The organism is Streptomyces solitudinis (assembly GCF_036323765.1).
In the GTDB taxonomy this organism is placed as follows: Bacteria; Actinomycetota; Actinomycetes; order Streptomycetales; family Streptomycetaceae; genus Streptomyces.
The window spans coordinates 134960-152771 of record NZ_JAZDCW010000006.1; the positions used below are offsets into that span (position 1 = coordinate 134960).

Genomic DNA, 17812 nt, shown 5'->3' on the forward strand with positions numbered 1-17812 from the left:
GCTCCACGACCGACCCGGTCCACAGCGGTCCGCCGACGGCCCCGGCGGCGGGTCAGTCGTCGTAGCGGGGGTGCAGCAGGGTGGAGGGCGGCAGCCCGGTGACGCGCCGCTCCGCGGCCCTGGCGGCGGCCCCGGCGAGGTCGGCCTCCGTCAGCCCGGCCACCGGCCGGACGGCCCCGCGCGCGCCCGGGGAGGCCCGGGGCGCGTCCAGGCCGAGCGGCGGCACGGCGGCCACTCCCGCGAGCAGGAACCCCCGCTCGCCGTCCTCCCCGGCCCCGGCCGGACCCCCGTCGCCGTTCCCACCGCCGCCCCTTTTCCCGGCCCCGTTCCCGTTTCCGGCCCCGTTCCCGTTTCCGGCCCCGGTCACGTCCACCAGGTACGCGGCCGGGCGCAGCCCGGCGGCGCGCAGCGTGGCCTCGACCGTCCAGACCGCGTGCGGACCCGGGCCCGCGTGGACGGCGAACCGGCCGCCGTCCGCGAGGGCGTGCCGCACGAGGCCGTAGAACTCCTGTGAGTACAGGCGCGTGCTGTCGGTCAGCCGGGGGTCGGGCAGCGCGGACAGGACGACGTCGTAGGCGGTGGCGCCCGCGGGCCGGTCCCGCAGCCAGCGGAACGCGTCCGCCGCGACGACCCGCACCCGGGGGTCGTCGAACGCGCCGTCGTTGAGGGCCCTCAGCTGCGGATCGCCGCGGGCCAGCCGCACCAGGCCCGCGTCGATCTCCACGACCGTCACCGCGCGCACCCCGTCGTGGCGCAGCACCTCGCGCAGGGCGAGGCCGTCGCCGCCCCCGAGCAACAGGACCCGCTCCCGCCGCCCGGCGGCCATCGCGGGCCGGACGAGCGCCTGGTGGTGGCGCGCCTCGTACGCCCCGCACACCTGACGGCGCCCGTCGAGGAAGAGCGCGAACCCGCACCGTCCCGGCTCTCCGCCGCCCCGGGGGCCGCGGCCGTCGGCGAGGACGACGACGGACTGCACCTCCGTCTCCAGCGCCACCCGCACCTCGCCGCCGTACACCGCGCGCCGCGCGGCGGCCTCGAAGGGCCCGGCGCACACCAGCGCGGTGCCGAGGAGCAGCGGTACGGACAGGTAGGCGAGGAGCAACCAGGTCCGTCCGGAGGCGGAGAGGTCGTGCCGGAACAGCCACAGCACCACGACGCCGCCGGCCAGCGCGTTCACCAGGCCGACCAGCAGCGCGCCGGTGAGCTGCCCGAACAGCGGCAGCAGCAGGAACGGGAAGGCGAGGCCGCCGACGAGCGCACCGACGTAGTCGGCGGCGAACAGGTCGGCGACCGCGCCGTCGGCGTCCTGTGCCCTGATCCGCTGGATGAGCGTCATCAGCAGCGGCATCTCGGCGCCGATGAGGACGCCGATCGCCAGCGAGAACCCGACAAGGGCGGCCCGCGAGACTCCGAACCAGGCGAAGCAGGCGTACAGCGCCATCGACGAACTGCCGCCGACGAGGGCGAGCAGCGTCTCGATCACCCCGAAGTTCGCCGCGGCCCGGCGCCGCAGCCGCTTGGCGAGCAGCGAGCCGACCCCCATGGCGAACACCATCACCGACAGCACGATGGACGCCTGGGTGACGGAGTTCCCGGTGAGGTGCGAGGCCATCGCCACGAGGGCCAGTTCGTACACGAGCCCGCACGCGGCGCAGACGAACACGGACGCGAGGACCAGGGAGCGGCCGAGGCCCGGACGCACGGGGAGCCGTAGGGCCGGGCCGCCGGAGGTCCCGCGCGGCGTGCCCGGCCGGACCGCCCGTCCGGGCACAGGCTCGTCGATCATGAGGGCACGCTACGTGACGCCGGACACACCCCCTGTCACCCGCAGGGGTGCCGTTGCGGCGGTGTGAGTCGCGCCGTGCCGTACCCCCGACGTCAGGCGGGCGCCGTACGCCGGGTGTGCACGCCCACGCGCGTGCGGGTGGCGACGAGCCGCCTCTCCTGCGGGTAGGCGTGCCAGGTGCGCCAGCACACCTGTTCCCGCACGCGCTGGACCAGCAGCGCGGTGAACGCGTGCGGCTCCCCCGGGAACGTGCCGGCCAGGCCGTTGGGGTGGTCGGCGACGAGGGCGAGCAGTTCCTGCGCCCGGCCCGCGAAGGAACCGTCCGACAGCCGCTCGACGCGTGCGGCGAACTCGTACTCCCAGGCGCCCAGCCGCTTGGAGACGCCCAGGGGGAGCGGGCTGCTGCTCCCCGGCATGCAGGCGACGGTCTCCGAACACCAGCCTCCCGCCTCGTCCAGCAGCACCTGGTGCGAGGCGCCGAGCAGGCGCAGTTGCACGTGTGCACCCGTGAGTTCGAGGTCCAGGGTGGCCAGCGAGGGCAGCGGCTCCCTGCCGAGCGCCCAGGCGAGGTCGCCGGCGCGGGTGTCGGTGTAGGCGGTCTTCAGCTTGGTGAGCATGGATCGGCTCCGCAAACGCTGTGGAGGATCGGCCGGTGAAGGTTGTGGGACCGGCCAGTCCTCGGATGTGGACCTCGGATCGTCATTCGCCGGCTCGTGCCCCTGAACGGGCCTGGATGGAGACCTCACCGAATCATGGATTACGCCAAGTCCACAGCATTCCTACCCAAGTTGGCCCGCATTCCATACCGGAGGGGGCGGTGGCGATCATATGTTCAACTTCCAGGCGTGCGCCGGGCGCGTCAGCGCAGTGTCGCCCACCCGGACCGGCCCCCGCCGCCCCGGGTGGCGCCGCCCCTCCCCTCCCCCGCCGGCCGTGCGCCGTCAGCGCCCCCGAAGGCGCGGTGGCCGCCGCCGTCGTGCGGTGGCGGGCTCAGCAGCCCCCGCCGCCACCGCCCCCGTCGCAGCCGCCGCCACCCCCGCCGCCGAAACCGCCGTCGCCGCCGCCCCCGCCGCCGGAACCGCCGTCGCCGCCCCAGCCGCCGCCGGACTCCCCGTAGCCGCCCCGGCCCAGCGGCGTCCCCGGTGCGACGGTGGTGCCCACCCACACCAGGAGCCCCAGGACCAGGAGAGCACCCAGCCCCGCCACGGCGAACACGATCACGTCACTGCCCATGGCAGCCCCCCTTCGTCCACCCGCCCGCGATCCGGGGGGTGTTGCCCCGGACATGCCCCGCCCGGCGCGGCCCCAAAGCACACTTGAGCAAGCTCAGAGCTTCACCCTCAGCCCCCGAGGGCCGGGCCGGGCGGCGTCCAGCGGGAGCCCGGGGACACGGTGGAGGACACGCCGAAATCCTTCTTCAGCTCCTCGGGGATGGCGTAGTGCATGACGCGGCCCCGGGTGAGGGAGCTGAGTTCGAGCCGCGTCGTCAGGTGGCCGAGCCGGTCCAGCGCCCAGGCACCCACCGCCGAGCGGTCCTCCACCGTCTCCAGGACGTTCAGCAGGGCCGGAGCGGCCCGCACGACGGTGTCCCAGGACGTCCGCGGCACCTGGAGCCAGTCGGCGCAGGTGTCACCGATGAGGTAGCGGATCAGGGCGGAGACGACGGGGTCGAAGAAGGTGCCGGGGACGACCTCCTCGTACAGGTCGATGAGCTGGCGGGTGAGGTGGGCGCCCTCCTCGCTCGGCCCCATGTTGCGGGTCATGTAGCGGTCGGAGAACCGGCGGGCCTCCTGGAGGTCACGCGGCCCGTGCCGCTGGTCGACGCCGAGCATGGCGCCCACGACCCGCCAGGCGTAGTGGTAGGACTCGGCCCCTTCCTCGCTCATGTGCACGCCGAGCCGGTGCAGGGCGTCCAGCACCTGGATCGAGAAGATCGTCTGGCCGCCGATCATGTCCTCCTGGCAGATCGGCGTGCCCAGGGACTCGACGTCCCAGCGTCCCTCGCGGCGCAGGTGGTAGCGGACGGAGGCGTGCAGCAGGCGGACCTTCTGCGCGGCCGGGACGAACCGGCTGCCCGCCTCGAAGGCGTCCGGCTGCATGAGGTAGACGGTGAACTGCCCGGTCTCCGCCATGCGTTTTGAGGGGTACTTCAGCGAGTGGGTCGCGGACAGCAGCCGGGCGACGCGCGGCACCACGTAGCAGGCGGGCATGGCCGCGAAGGAGAGCGCGGTGGAGATGTGGACGTTGTTGTCGATGAAGAAGAGCCGGGCCCGCTCCATCTCGCCCCAGTCGACCCAGGACGGCGGGCTGCTCGTCTCGTGCAGGTACGCGCGGGCCACCTCCGGCAGTCCGTCGGGCAGCTCCTGGCCGACGGTGGAGACGTAGCGCATGAGGGTGTTGAACGTGCCCACCTCACCGCGCTCGAACAGCGTCTCCACGGTGGCGTCGGCCAGTTCGTCGCCGCTGTGCCGCAGGGCGTCCAGCGACTCCTCGGTAGGGGCGGTCATCGGGGCTCCTCGGATGGGTGGGAGGGTGCAGCGGACGGGCAGGGCCTGGGCGCGGGCGGCGGGGTCAGCGCGAGCGGACGGTCGCCGTCCGCGCCAGGCGGGTGAGGGCGTCGGCGGCACCGGCGGGCAGCCGCTCCCGCTCCAGGAGGCCGGTGGCGGTGCGGACCCGCTCGGTGATCATGTGCTCGACGCGCTCCACCGCCCCGGTGCGGCGCATGATCTCCCGCACCCGGTCCACGTCCCGCGGCTCCGGGCGGCGGCGGCCCAGCAGCCGCCGCAGGTCGCCGCGTTCGGCGGCGGAGGCGGCCTGCCAGGTCTGCGCCAGCAGGGCGGTGGGCCGGTGGGCGGCGATGTCGTCCGCGTTCGCCTTGCCGGTGCGCTCCGGATCCCCGAAGATCCCCAGCAGGTCGTCCCGCAACTGGAACGCCTCGCCGAGGGGGAGCCCGTAGGCGCTGAGCAGCCCCCGCAGCCCGGTGGAGGCACCGGCCAGCGCGCCCCCCATCAGCAGCGGGTGCTCGACGGTGTACTTGGCCGTCTTGTAGCGGACGACCTGGAGGGACGCGGCGGTGTCCGGACGGGAGCCGGTCCGCAGGATCTCCAGGCACTCCCCGGCCACCAGCTCCCGGGCCAGCACGGCCCACAGCGGACGGCCCCTGGCGAGGTAGGCGGCGGGCAGGCCGCACGCGGCGAACAACTGCCCGGCCCACGCCATCAGCAGGTCGCCGACCAGGACCGCCAGGGAGTGGGCGGCGTCCGCCGGACGCGGGCCGTCCGCGACGGCGGGGCGCAGCGCCCGGTGCGCCGTGGGGAGGCCGTGCCGCACGGGGCTCCGGTCGATCAGGTCGTCGTGGACGACGGCCGCGGCGTGCACCAGTTCCATCGCCGCCGCCGCCCGGACCAGGGCGTCGCTGTCGGGCTGCCCGGCCGCGCGCCAGCCCCAGTAGCAGAACGCCGCGCGCAGCCGCTTGCCGTGGGCGGTGGCGGTGCGGAGCTGCGCGGCGACGGGCGCGAGGTCGGCGTCGATGGCCGCGAAGTGGGAGACCTCCTCGTCCACGAAGCGGCCCAGCACCGCGTCCACCCGGGCCCGCAGGGCGTGGTCCGGCCCGGCGTCACCCCCCGGCACGGTCATCCCGCCGGGCCGCCGCGTGCTGGGCGAGCACCTCCAGGTGCGCCGGGGCGAAGGCGTTCAGGCGGTCCAGGGCCAGCCGCCCCCGTGCCCTGACGTCCTGGCGCCCCTCACCGGCCAGGTCGGCGAGGTCCGCGCGGCCGAGGAGGCCGCGCAGCCCGCCCAGGGCCGCGCTCAGGCCGCTGACCGCCAGGTCGGCCACCCCCGCCACCAGCAGCACCGCGTCGTCCTTCCGGGGGCCGGACCCCCGGTCGTGCCGCTCCGTCATCGCCACCCTCCTCCCGGAGGCGGGCCGGTCCGGCCGTCACCGGCGCGCCGTCCCGTGGCGCGCGGCCCGCGGTCCCGCCGTCCTGACGCGAGTCTGCCGGGGCCCCGCCCACGCCGGAGCGGATAACACCGATCGGATGACTAGTCGCACTGGAGTCCCCACGCCACCACCGGAGCCCGCCCCGCCCCGCCGCGGGCGGGTGGATCAGGGGGCGGAGTGGGCGATGTCGACGTGGAGCTGGTCGGCTTCGGTGGTGACGCGGAAGGCGGGCGGGGCGCCGTCGGACGTGTCGACGCCGATGCCGGCGCCGAGTTCCCCCTCGAAGACGCCGAGGCCCTCGACGGCGCGGACGGTGGGGGTCGTCCCGGTGGCCGGGACCTCGGCCGCCGGTCCCATGCCGACCAGGACGAGCTTCAGGCTGTGCTCGCCGGGCAGGGGGGTGACGTCGCCCCGGCCGCCGTGGCTGAGCGGGTCCATGAGGTGCGCGATGTAGGCCGGGGTGCCCTCGGCGAAGGTGAGGGTGACGCGGTCGTGCCCCTCGCGGGTGCCGACGCGGACGTCCTCGATCACCGGAGGGGTCATCGCGGCGCCGTCGGCCGGTCCGGACCGCTCGCCCGTGCCGAACGGCTCCGCGCTCGGGGACGGCGGCGCGGCGGAGGCGGCCGGGGACTGCGGCGGCCTCGGGGCGGCGGAGGCGGCCGCGTCCGGGCCACCGCCGCCGCACGCCGTGGCGGCCAGTGGCGCCAGCGCGGCGAGCGTGAGGGCGGGCAGGATCTTCCGGCGGCGCATGCGGCTCCAGGGTCCGGGCGGGCGCCCGCCCGGGCGGGACGGGCGGTTCTGGCTGCGGAGAACCGTATCCGCACCGCTTGCCGGACCCCCGTGCCGGGTGCGGGCACGGCGACGGCCCCGGGCGGTGGGTGCGCTCGGGGCCGTCGTTCGTGTCGCGGACGCCGCGGGTACCGGTTCAGCTCTCGGTGCCCTCCGGCCCCTCCGGGTTGGTCTCGGCGTCCTTCTCCAGGCCGAGCGCGTCCACGAGCCACTTGTCGAACTCGATGGACGCCCGCACCCAGCTGACCGTGCTGGAGACGAAGTGCTCCAGCGAGACGCCGGTGCCGATCAGCATCTGCGCCTCGCCGATGAGGCGCACGGTGCCGTCGTCGTGGGTGTGCGTGTAGAGCTTCGGCCACAGGGTGCGGCGGTTCCAGTCGTCGATCGACTCCAGGATCTTGACCTTGTCGTCGATCGAGTGCGGCCGGTCGTAGAACGTACGGACCGAGAAGACCCGCTGCTCCTTCTCACCCCGGAACATGAAGTACGTCCGGAACTCCTCCCACGGCGCCGCGAGGTCACCCTCGTCGTCGACGACGTACTTGAGCTCCATCTGGTCGAGCAGCTGCTTGACCAGGTCCTGGTCCGGGACGATCGGCCCCTGCGGACCACCCTGCGGCTGCTCGGGCTGCTGGCCCCCGAAATTCGGGATCGAGGACGGGTCGATGCTCACGTAGGTGTTCCCTTCGTACGGCTCCGGCCATCCTCCCCCACGGACGGCCGGGTTCCGCAACCCGGCCGGGCGCGTCCCGGCCGGGGCGGCGCGGTCAGCCGGTCACGGGCCCGACGAGCAGCCCGTCACCGGACACGTCGACCTGGACGGTGTCGCCGTCGCGCACCTCGCCGGCCAGGATCTCCCGGGCCAGCGGGTCGCCGATCGCCGTCTGCACCAGGCGGCGCAGCGGACGGGCACCGTAGGCCGGGTCGTTCCCCTCGACCGCCAGCCAGTGCCGGGCGGCCTCGGTCACCTCCAGCGTAAGCCGCCGTTCGGCCAGGCGCCGCTGGAGGCCGTCGATCTGGAGCTGCGCGATGCGCTCCAGCTCGTCCCCGCTGAGGGCGGAGAAGACGACCAGGTCGTCCAGCCGGTTCAGGAACTCCGGCCGGAAGGCGGCCCGCACCGCGGCGAGGACCTTCTCGCGCCGCTCCTCGGGCTTGGCGAGGGGGTCCATGAGGTGCTGGCTGCCCAGGTTGGAGGTGAGGATGAGGATGGTGTTGCGGAAGTCCACCGTACGGCCCTGCCCGTCGGTGAGCCGCCCGTCGTCGAGGACCTGGAGCAGGATGTCGAAGACGTCGTGGTGCGCCTTCTCCACCTCGTCCAGCAGCACGACGGCGTAGGGACGCCGCCGGACCGCCTCGGTGAGCTGGCCGCCCTCCTCGTAGCCGACGTACCCGGGCGGGGCGCCGACGAGGCGGGACACCGAGTGCTTCTCGCCGTACTCGCTCATGTCGAGGCGGATCATGGCCCGCTCGTCGTCGAAGAGGAAGTCGGCGAGGGCCTTGGCCAGTTCCGTCTTGCCGACGCCGGTGGGGCCGAGGAAGAGGAACGAGCCGGTGGGCCGGTCCGGGTCGGCGATGCCCGCCCGGGTGCGGCGCACCGCGTCCGAGACGGCGCGGACGGCCTCGTGCTGGCCGATGAGGCGCCGGCCGAGTTCGTCCTCCATGCGCAGCAGCTTCTGCGTCTCCCCCTCCAGCAGGCGGCCGGCGGGGATGCCCGTCCAGGAGGCGACGACATCGGCGATGTCGTCGGGGCCGACCTCCTCCTTGACCATGGAGTCCTTGGCGGCCCCCTGCTCGGCCTCGGCGCGGGCGGCCTCCTCCAGGCGGCGTTCGACGGCCGGGATCTCGCCGTAGAGCAGCTTGGACGCGGTGTCGAAGTCGCCGTCCCGTTCGGCGCGTTCGGCCTGGCCGCGCAGCTCGTCGAGCCGCTCCTTCAGCTCGCCGAGCGCGTTGAGCGCCTGCTTCTCCTTCTCCCAGCGGGCGGTGAGGCGCCGCAGGTCCTCCTCGCGGTCCGCCAGGTCGCGGCGCAGCCGGGCCAGCCGTTCGACCGAGGCCGGGTCGGACTCGGTGGCCAGCGCCAGTTCCTCCATGCGCATCCGGTCCACCGAGCGCTGGAGTTCGTCCACCTCCACGGGCGAGGAGTCGATCTCCATGCGCAGCCGGGAGGCCGCCTCGTCCACCAGGTCGATGGCCTTGTCCGGGAGGAAGCGGGAGGTGATGTAGCGGTCGGACAGGGACGCGGCGGCCACCAGCGCGCTGTCGGCGATCTGCACCTTGTGGTGCGCCTCGTAGCGGCCCTTGAGCCCGCGCAGGATCGCCACGGAGTCCTCGACGGTGGGCTCGGCGACGAGCACCTGCTGGAAGCGGCGTTCCAGCGCCGGGTCCTTCTCGATGCGCTCGCGGTACTCGTCCAGGGTCGTCGCGCCGACCATGCGCAGTTCGCCGCGCGCCAGCATGGGCTTGAGCATGTTGCCCGCGTCCATCGCCGAGTCGCCGCCGGCGCCCGCGCCGACGACGGTGTGCAGTTCGTCGATGAACGTGACAATCCGGCCCTCGCTGTCCCGGATCTCGGCCAGGACCGTCTTCAGCCGCTCCTCGAACTCGCCCCGGTACTTCGCCCCGGCGATCATCGCGCCCAGGTCCAGGGAGACCAGGCGCTTGTCGCGCAGCGACTCGGGCACGTCACCCTTGACGATGCGCTGGGCCAGCCCCTCGACGACGGCGGTCTTGCCGACGCCGGGCTCGCCGATGAGGACGGGGTTGTTCTTGGTGCGGCGCGAGAGCACCTGCACGACGCGGCGGATCTCCTGGTCCCGCCCGATGACCGGGTCCAGCTTGCCGTCGCGGGCGGCGGCGGTGAGGTCGGTGCCGAACTTCTCCAGTGCCTTGTAGGTGCCCTCGGGGTCGGCCGTGGTGATACGGCGCCCCCCGCGCGCCCGGGTGAAGGCGTCCAGCAGCTTCCGGTCCCCGGCGCCCTGGCGTTCCAGCAGCGCCCCGGCCTGTCCGCCCTTCGCGGCGAGGCCGATGAGCAGGTGCTCGGTGGAGACGTAGGCGTCTCCCAGTTCCCTGGCCCGCCGGCTCGCGTCGGCGATGACGGCCAGCAGCTCCCGGTTGGGCTGCGGCTTGGCCACGGTGGCGCCCTGCACCACGGGCAGGGCGGCGAGGAGCTGCTCGGCGCCGGAGCGCAGCGCGGCCTGGTCCGCCTCGGCGGAGGCGAGCAGGTCCTGGATGTTGTCGTTGTCCTCGCCCTCCAGCAGGGTGAGGAGCAGGTGGGCGGGGGTGATGTCGGGGTGCCCGTCGGCGAGGGCGCGGTCGTGGGCCGCGCTGATCGCGTCCCGGCTCTTGTTGGTCAGCTCGGCTTCCACGCGGTGTCTCCTCCTCGAACCGTCCGACGGACCACGAGGGCGCCTTCCAGAGCGCCCTGACTCCTCTAGGGTACACAAACTTGAGCGGAAGCCACTCAAGCAGGTTCGGCCCCCGTGCGCAGGGTCGGGGCCGGGCCGAGACGGGCTGGCGGCGGCGGGCCCGGGGCGGGAGCGGGGACGGGCGGGGGCCGGGCCGGAGGAGGGCTGGGGGCGGGCGGGCGGCCGCGCCGGGCCGAAAGCCGGGACGCGCGGGTCAGACCGCGGTGGCTTCGGCGTACAGCGCGCGGCCGGTGGCCGCGGGGAACGGACGGCCGAGGACCTGCCCGTCGCCGCTGCCCACGGACATCACGCCCACGACCGTGCCGGAACCGGAGGCGGCGTCGAAGTCCTGGAGCCAGGGGCCGCCGCTGGCACCCTGGGTGAGCCGGCACGGCGCCAGGAGCAGGCCGCCGACGTTCGCCGCGTGCGCGGTGCGCGCGGTCAGCAGCTCCGCCCGGCCCGAGCAGTGGACGAGCCGCAGGCCGTCGTAGGGCGGCGCGGCCGGGTACCCCATCGGCAGGACGGGCGAGCCGGGGTCCACCGGCGCGAAGTCCAGCCGGTTGGCCCCGAACTCCTCCTGGACGCTGCGCCCCTGCTTCTTCTCCACCGTCACGAACGCGTAGTCGTGCGGGAGGATGTCCTCCAGCGGCCGGTTCACGTCCCAGCCGGGCGGGACGTGGTAGGAGACGACCTTCCACCCGTGCTCCATCGCGCCCTCGGCGCCGAGCGCCCCGGACCCGGCGCCGGGCCCGGCCTCGTACCCCGGCGCGAACCACGCCGCCCGCGGCCGGTCCGGGCGGTCGGGCGAGGTCAGGCAGTGCGCGGCGGTCGCTATGACGCTGCCGCTCGGGGAGTCCACTATGGCGCCGGAGCAGACGCCGGTCCGCCCGTCCCCCAGGTCCGTCACCAGCTTCCCCACGGTGGTGACGCTGCCGCCCGCCCAGGGGCCGCCCTGGGCGCCGGGCCCGCCGTCCTCCCGCTGCGCCGGGCCGGTGGCCCCGGCCAGCGCCACGGCCGTCAGGGTGGTGGCGAGCGCGGCCGTCGCCGTCCGTATGTGCTCCATCACCCCACCGTGCGGGCCCGCCCTCCGCAGGGCCACCGCAGGCGGCCGAGCGGATGACCGCCGCCCGGGGGCGCGGTCACCCGGCCGTGCGGCCACCCGGGGGCGCGGGGCTGCGGGGCGGCGGCGTGCGGGGTCATGATGGAAGCGCCCTGCGCGCGGAAGGAGGGCGGGGATGAGCGGTACCGACGGCACGTGGTCCGGGTCCGGCCCGGCGGGCGGCCCGCACGCCGGTCCGGCCCGGCCCGGCGGGCTGCTCGACGTGCTGGGCGTGGCCACGTTCGTCCTCGACGACCGGGGGCGCATCGTCTTCTGGAGCCCGCAGGCCGAGGCGCTGCTCGGGTACCCGGCGGAAGAGGCGCTCGGCCGGTACGGGGCCCGCCTCCTCGTGCCCGAGGAGCACTACCACCTGGTGCTGCGGCTGTTCGCCGAACTGATGGCGGACGAGCGCGGCAGCTGGGAGGGCACCTTCCCCGCCCTGCACAAGGACGGCGGGGTGCGGCTGCTGGAGTTCCGCAACATGCGGCTGCTGGACGACGGCGGTGACGCCTACGCGCTGAGCCTGGCCACGGACCAGCCCACGCTGCGCCGCGTGGAACGGGACCTCGCGCTGTCCGTGCGGCTGGTGGAGCAGTCCCCGATCGGTCTGGCGATCATGGACACCGACCTGCGCTACGTCGCCGTCAACCCGGCGCTGGAGCGGATCAGCGGCATCCCCGCCGACGCGCACCTGGGCCGGCGGGTGCGGGACATCCTGCCGTTCCTGCACAGCGACAGCGCCGAGCGGGCCATGCGCCGGGTGCTGGAGACCGGTGAACCGGTGCTGGACAAGTACACGATCGGGCGTATGCCCACCGACCAGCACGAGGAGCGCGCGTGGTCGGTGTCACTGCACCGGCTGGAGGACGCGGGCGGGCGGGTGCTGGGCCTCGCCACCTCCGTGGTGGACGTCACCGACCGGCACCGGGCCGGCCTGGAGGCCGAGCGCGCCCGGCACCGGCTGGCCGTCGTCGCGGACGCCTCCGTGCGGATCGGCACCACGCTGGACCTGGCACAGACGGCGAGGGAGCTGGCGGACGTGGCCGTGCCCGAGCTGGCCGACGTGGCGGCCGTCGACGTGCTGGACGCCGTCCTGGCGGGCCGCCGCAGCACACCGGCGCCGGACGGACCGGCCGTCTTCCGGGCGCTGGCCCTGGGCGTCGGCCATCCGACGGACGCGGCACGGGCCGCCGACCCGCCCGGCGAGTCGGCCCGCTACGGCGCGGACCGCCTGGTCACGCGCTGCGTGCGGACCGGGCGCCCGGTGCTGGTCGCCCGCACGACGGACGCCGACCTGGCCCGCATCGCCCGCGGCCCGGACTCCGCCGGCCTGCTGGCCCGGGCCGGCGTCCACTCCTACCTGGCGGTGCCGCTGATCGCCCGCGGGGAGGTGCTGGGCGCCCTGGACCTCAAGCGGGCCCGCAACCCGCTGCCGTTCGACGAGGAGGACGTGGCGCTGGCCTGCGAGCTGGCCGCCCGCGCGGCCGTCTGCATCGACAACGCCCGCTGGTACGAGCGGCAGCGCGACACCGCGCTGACCCTCCAGCGCAGCCTGCTGCCGCAGCACCCGCCGCACCTGTACGGCCTGGACGTGGCCTCCCGCTACCAGCCGGCCGAGGCCGTGAGCGAGGTGGGCGGCGACTGGTTCGACACGCTGCCGCTCAGCCGCGACCGGACGGCCCTGATCGTGGGCGACGTGATGGGCAGCGGCATCAACGCCGCGACGACGATGGGACGGCTGCGCACCGCCACGCAGACGCTCGCGGAGCTGGACCTCGACCCGGCCGAGCTGCTCCGGCACCTCGACCGCATCACCACCGGCATCGACAACTACATCGCCACCTGCGTCTACGCCCTCTACGACCCGCACAGCGGCGCCTGCTGCGTCGCCAACGCGGGGCACCTGCCGCCGGCCGTCGTCCGGCACGGGCGGCGGCCCGAGCTGCTCGACCTGCCGACCGGCGCGCCGCTGGGCGTCGGCGGGACCGTGTTCCGGTCCGTCACCGTGGAGCTGGCCCCCGGCGACCGGCTCGTGCTGTACACCGACGGGCTGGTGGAGCGGCGCGACGAGGACATCGACGTCCGGCTCCAGGCGCTGCTGGCGGTGCTGGAGGGCGAGGACCGGCCGCTGGAGGAGACCTGCGACCGGCTGCTGGACCACCTGCGCGGGCGCGACGAGCAGGACGACCACGACGACGCCGCCCTGCTCGTCGCCCGCGTGCGCTGACGGTGGCGCGCGTCCGCGGGACGCGCCCCCAGCGGATACGGCTACCCGCGGGGCCCGGGGCCGCCGGGGCGCCAGACGACGAGGGCGCTGGACTGCTGCACGTCCTGGTAGCGCACGAGGTCGCGGCGGTAGGACGCGTGCACCTGCGCCTCGCGCTGGCGCATGGTCACCGCGGCGCCCTCCAGCGCCTGCTGGAGTTCGGCGACGCGGGACTGGAGCGCCGCCACCTGGTTCTCCAGCTCGATGATCCGCTTGATCCCGGCGAGGTTGATGCCCTCGTCCTGGCTGAGCCGCTGCACCTCGCGCAGCAGCTGGATGTCGCGCGCCGAGTAGCGGCGGCCCCGCCCGGCCGTGCGGTCGGGGGAGACCAGGCCGAGGCGGTCGTACTGGCGCAGCGTCTGCGGATGCAGCCCGGAGAGCTGGGCGGCGACCGAGATGACGTAGACCGGCGACTCGTCGGTCAGCTCGTACGGGTTGTTCCTGCGTGCACCTCGGCCGTCCACCTCAGTCTCCCTTCGCGGCCTGGAACAGCGCCGCCCGTGGGTCCTCCCCCGCCATCGCGTCGCGGTAGGACTCCAGGGCCTCGACTGCCTTCTCGTTCAACTCGCCGGGCACGGCCACCTCCACGGTGACCAGGAGGTCCCCGCGCGTGCCGTCCTTGCGCACGGCGCCCTTGCCGCGCGCCCGCAGTGTGCGTCCGCCCGGGGTGCCGGGCGGCAGCCTGAGCTTGACCGGGGGGCCGCCGAGCGTCGGGACGCTGATCTCCCCGCCGAGCGCCGCCTCCGTGAAGGTGACGGGCACGGTCACCGTCAGGTTGTCGCCGCGCCGCCCGAACACCGGGTGCGCGTCGACGTGCACGACGACGTAGAGGTCCCCGTTCGGGCCGCCGCGCTCGCCCGGCGCGCCCTTGCCGCGCAGCCGGATGCGCTGCCCGTCGGAGACGCCCGCCGGGATGCGGACCTGCATGGTGCGCGAACTCGTCGCCCGGCCGCTGCCCCGGCACACCTCGCACGGGTCCTCGGCGATGAGGCCGCGGCCCCGGCAGTCCAGGCACGGGTCGGTGAGCGAGAACCCGCCACCGCCGCCCCGGCTGACCTGCCCGGTGCCGACGCACGTCGGGCACACCCTGGGCGTGCCGTTCTTGTCGCCGGTGCCCGCGCACGTCCGGCACGCGGCGCTACTGGACATCCGCAGCGGGACGGTGGCGCCGTCCACGGCCTCGGTGAAGCTGAGCGTCACCTCCGACTCGACGTCCTGGCCGCGGCGCGGCTGGGTGCGCGCACCGGTGGTGCCGCCCCGGTTGAACAGGCCGCCGAAGACGTCGCCGAGGCCGCCGCCGAAGCCGCCCGCCGCGGTGCCGCCGCCCTGGGTGCCGCCGAAGATGTCACCCAGGTCGAAGTTGAAGTTGCCGCCGCCGGGGCCGGGCCGGAACCCGCCGGAGCCCAGGAGGGCGCGCGCCTCGTCGTACTCCTTGCGCTGCTTGGCGTCGGAGAGGACGTCGTTGGCCTCGCCGACCTCCTTGAAGCGCTCCTCGGCGCGGGCGTCGCCCGTGTTGGCGTCCGGGTGGTACTCGCGGGCGAGCTTCCGGTACGCCTTCTTGATCTCCGCCTCGGTGGCGTCCTTGGGGACACCGAGGACCTTGTAGAGGTCCTTCTCCAGCACTTCCCTGCTGAGACTCATCGGCGGCGTCCCTCCTTCCCTCGTCCTGCCGCCGCCCGGGCGGGCCGCGCCGCGCGGCCCGCCCGGGGGCACTGGCTCCACACGTCAGCCCTCGTCCGGGCCACCGCTCTCCTCGTCCGTCGCCGCCTTCTCGTCACCCGTGCCCTGCGCGCCGGGCTGGGGCTCGGCGACGCCGACCCGCGCGGGGCGGATCGTGCGCTCGCCGATGCGATACCCCGGCTGGAGGATCTGCACGCACGTCGTCTCGGTGACGTCGGGCGAGTACGAGTGCATCAGCGCCTCGTGGACCGTCGGGTCGAAGGGCTCGCCCTCCTTGCCGAACTGGTGCAGGCCCATCTTGGCGACGACCGTCTCCAGCGACTCGGCCACCGACTTGAAGCCGCCGACCAGTTCGCCGTGCTCCCGGGCGCGGCCGATGTCGTCCAGCACCGGCAGCAGGTCGGTCAGCACGTTGGAGACCGCGACCTCCTTGACCGCGACGCGGTCCCGCTCCACCCGGCGGCGGTAGTTGGCGAACTCCGCCTGGAGGCGCTGGAGGTCCTGGGTGCGCTCGTTCAGCGCCGTCCTGGCCTGGTCGAGCTGCGCGGTCAGCGCCGCGCCCTGGGCCGTGCTCCCGGCGTCCTGCGGAGCCGGGACGTCCTGCTCCTCGGAGTCGGCGGCCCCGGCGGCCGGGTCCGCCTGGTCGGCGGACCCGGCACCGGCTGCCACGGCCTCCTCGGGCGATGCGGGAGCGTCGGCGGGGACTTCGGGCTCGTCCTTCTCGAAGCCCGGGGTCTCCTCCGTCACGCTGCACCTCCTCGCTTGTCCTTCTCGTCGTCCACGATCTCGGCGTCGACCACGTCGTCGTCACCCTGCGCGGCGCCGGCCTGGCCGGCCCCGCCCTCGGCGCCGGCGGCGGCCTGCTGGGCCTGGGCGTCGGCGTAGAGGGCCTGGCCCAGCTTCTGGCTGGTGGCCGCGACCTTCTCGGTGGCCTCGCGGATCGCGGAGGTGTCCTCGCCCTTCAGCTTCTCCTTGAGGTCGGACACCGCCTCCTCGACCTCGCCCTTGGTGTCGGCCGGGACCTTGTCCTCGTTCTCCTGGAGGAACTTCTCGGTCGTGTACACCAGCTGCTCGGCCTGGTTGCGCGTCTCCGCGGCCTCGCGGCGCTTGGTGTCCTCCTCGGCGTACTGCTCGGCGTCGCGCATCATGCGCTCGATGTCGTCCTTCGGCAGCGCGGAGCCGCCGGTGACGGTCATGCGCTGTTCCTTGCCGGTACCGAGGTCCTTGGCGGAGACGTGCATGATGCCGTTGGCGTCGATGTCGAAGGTGACCTCGACCTGCGGGACGCCGCGCGGCGCCGGGGGCAGCCCGGTCAGCTCGAACATCCCGAGCTTCTTGTTGTACGCCGCGATCTCGCGCTCGCCCTGGTAGACCTGGATCTGCACGGACGGCTGGTTGTCCTCGGCCGTGGTGAAGATCTCCGAGCGCTTGGTCGGGATCGTGGTGTTGCGCTCGATGAGCTTGGTCATGATGCCGCCCTTGGTCTCGATGCCGAGGGACAGCGGGGTGACGTCCAGCAGGAGGACGTCCTTGACCTCGCCCTTGAGCACGCCCGCCTGGAGCGAGGCGCCGATGGCGACGACCTCGTCCGGGTTGACGCCCTTGTTGGCCTCCTTGCCGCCGGTCAGCTCCTTGACCAGCTCGGCGACGGCCGGCATGCGGGTGGAGCCGCCGACGAGGACCACGTGGTCGATCGCGGAGAGCTGGATGCCCGCGTCCTTGATGACGTTGTGGAACGGGGTCTTGCAGCGGTCCAGGAGGTCCTGGGTGAGCTGCTGGAACTGCGCCCGGGTCAGCTTCTCGTCGAGGTGCAGCGGGCCCTCGGCGGAGGCGGTGATGTAGGGCAGGTTGATCGTCGTCTCGGTGGACGAGGACAGCTCGATCTTGGCCTTCTCGGCGGCCTCGCGCAGCCGCTGGAGCGCCATCTTGTCCTTGGCGAGGTCCACGCCGTGACCGGACTGGAACTGCTTGACGAGGTACTCGACGATGCGCTGGTCCCAGTCGTCACCACCGAGGTGGTTGTCACCGTTGGTGGCCTTCACCTCGACGACGCCGTCGCCGATCTCCAGCAGCGAGACGTCGAAGGTGCCGCCGCCGAGGTCGAAGACCAGGATCGTCTGGTCTTCCTTCTCCATGCCGTAGGCGAGGGCGGCGGCCGTCGGCTCGTTGACGATGCGCAGGACGTTCAGGCCCGCGATCTCGCCGGCCTCCTTGGTGGCCTGGCGCTCGTGGTCGTTGAAGTACGCGGGGACGGTGATGACCGCGTCGGTGACCTTCTCGCCCAGGTACGCCTCGGCGTCCCGCTTCAGCTTCTGCAGCACGAACGCGCTGATCTGCTGCGGGTTGAAGTCCTTGCCGTCGAGGTTGATCTTCCAGTCGGTGCCCATGTGGCGCTTGACCGACCGGATCGTCCGGTCCACGTTGGTGACGGCCTGGCGCTTGGCGACCTCGCCGACCAGCACCTCGCCGTTCTTCGCGAAGGCGACGACGGACGGCGTGGTCCTGGCGCCCTCGGCGTTGGTGATGACGGTGGGCTCACCGCCTTCGAGCACACTGACGACGGAGTTCGTCGTACCCAGGTCGATGCCGACCGCACGTGCCATCTCGGGATCTCCTCCAGCTCACATTGAGTGTTACTGACTCAAGGGTGCCTGACGGACGCGCGGCCGTCAAGAGACGTGAGCCGGGGAGACTCAGGTCTATTGTCGTGAGCACGCGCAGCGCTTGCTCCACGAGGGCCGCCCATGACTGGCGTTGGGCATCTCTTCCGCTTGGGACTTCTTCTGCTTTTTCCTGCACGGGGCTGAAATTTGTCCAGGTTCTCCTGGTTCGGGCTTTGAACACCGCGTTC

15 protein-coding genes are annotated in these 17812 nt (G+C 74.1%); 1 reads left to right on the plus strand and 14 read right to left on the minus strand.

Annotated elements, in window-relative coordinates; genetic code table 11:
- Positions 1–52: 52 nt before the first annotated feature.
- From V1J52_RS17160 to V1J52_RS17205, 10 genes are all read right to left on the minus strand, one after another.
- Positions 53–1786 (minus strand): polyamine aminopropyltransferase, encoded by a 1734-nt coding sequence (locus V1J52_RS17160; RefSeq protein WP_330140717.1) that lies wholly within the window; start codon positions 1784–1786, stop codon positions 53–55.
- 92 nt (positions 1787–1878) lie between these two features.
- Positions 1879–2403 (minus strand): DUF2617 family protein, encoded by a 525-nt coding sequence (locus V1J52_RS17165; protein ID WP_330140718.1) that lies wholly within the window; start codon positions 2401–2403, stop codon positions 1879–1881.
- 373 nt (positions 2404–2776) lie between these two features.
- The gene (locus V1J52_RS17170) at positions 2777–3019 is read right to left on the minus strand and encodes a hypothetical protein (protein ID WP_330140719.1); all 243 of its coding nucleotides are present in this window, start codon (positions 3017–3019) and stop codon (positions 2777–2779) included.
- Positions 3020–3126: 107 nt separating this feature from the next.
- The gene (locus tag V1J52_RS17175) at positions 3127–4293 is read right to left on the minus strand and encodes an oxygenase MpaB family protein (protein WP_330140720.1); all 1167 of its coding nucleotides are present in this window, start codon (positions 4291–4293) and stop codon (positions 3127–3129) included.
- 64 nt (positions 4294–4357) lie between these two features.
- A complete protein-coding gene (locus V1J52_RS17180; RefSeq protein ID WP_330140721.1) occupies positions 4358–5422 on the minus strand; it encodes a polyprenyl synthetase family protein in 1065 nt (354 codons plus the stop codon).
- Positions 5403–5687: a polyprenyl synthetase gene (locus V1J52_RS17185; RefSeq protein ID WP_330140722.1), complete on the minus strand. Its 285-nt coding sequence runs from the start codon at positions 5685–5687 to the stop codon at positions 5403–5405. The genes V1J52_RS17180 and V1J52_RS17185 overlap by 20 nt, the downstream gene beginning before the upstream one ends.
- A gap of 204 nt (positions 5688–5891) precedes the next feature.
- Positions 5892–6476, minus strand: coding sequence for an AMIN-like domain-containing (lipo)protein (locus V1J52_RS17190; RefSeq protein WP_330140723.1), 585 nt, complete (start codon positions 6474–6476; stop codon positions 5892–5894).
- Positions 6477–6651: 175 nt separating this feature from the next.
- Positions 6652–7188, minus strand: coding sequence for a YbjN domain-containing protein (locus V1J52_RS17195; RefSeq protein ID WP_330140724.1), 537 nt, complete (start codon positions 7186–7188; stop codon positions 6652–6654).
- 94 nt (positions 7189–7282) lie between these two features.
- A complete protein-coding gene (gene clpB, locus V1J52_RS17200) occupies positions 7283–9877 on the minus strand; it encodes an ATP-dependent chaperone ClpB (protein ID WP_330140725.1) in 2595 nt (864 codons plus the stop codon).
- Between the two features lie 253 nt (positions 9878–10130).
- Positions 10131–10979 carry a trypsin-like serine peptidase gene (locus tag V1J52_RS17205; RefSeq protein WP_330140726.1) on the minus strand — a complete coding sequence of 283 codons (849 nt, stop codon included), beginning with the start codon at positions 10977–10979 and terminating at the stop codon, positions 10131–10133.
- A gap of 172 nt (positions 10980–11151) precedes the next feature.
- Between V1J52_RS17205 and V1J52_RS17210 the strand changes: the two genes are divergently transcribed.
- Positions 11152–13242, plus strand: coding sequence for a SpoIIE family protein phosphatase (locus V1J52_RS17210; RefSeq protein ID WP_330140727.1), 2091 nt, complete (start codon positions 11152–11154; stop codon positions 13240–13242).
- A 41-nt stretch (positions 13243–13283) separates the two neighbouring features.
- On the opposite strand, the gene V1J52_RS17215 is transcribed toward V1J52_RS17210, so the two are convergent.
- From V1J52_RS17215 to dnaK, 4 genes are all read right to left on the minus strand, one after another.
- Entirely contained in the window at positions 13284–13745 is a 462-nt protein-coding gene (locus V1J52_RS17215) for a heat shock protein transcriptional repressor HspR (protein WP_330140728.1), read from the minus strand.
- 1 nt (position 13746) lies between these two features.
- Positions 13747–14922: a molecular chaperone DnaJ gene (dnaJ, locus tag V1J52_RS17220; RefSeq protein ID WP_330140729.1), complete on the minus strand. Its 1176-nt coding sequence runs from the start codon at positions 14920–14922 to the stop codon at positions 13747–13749.
- Positions 14923–15006: 84 nt separating this feature from the next.
- On the minus strand, positions 15007–15708 hold the full coding sequence (grpE, locus tag V1J52_RS17225) for a nucleotide exchange factor GrpE (protein ID WP_330140730.1): 702 nt from the start codon (positions 15706–15708) through the stop codon (positions 15007–15009).
- A complete protein-coding gene (dnaK, locus tag V1J52_RS17230) occupies positions 15705–17564 on the minus strand; it encodes a molecular chaperone DnaK (protein WP_330140731.1) in 1860 nt (619 codons plus the stop codon). Before dnaK ends, grpE begins: the two co-directional genes overlap by 4 nt.
- Positions 17565–17812: the final 248 nt, after the last annotated feature.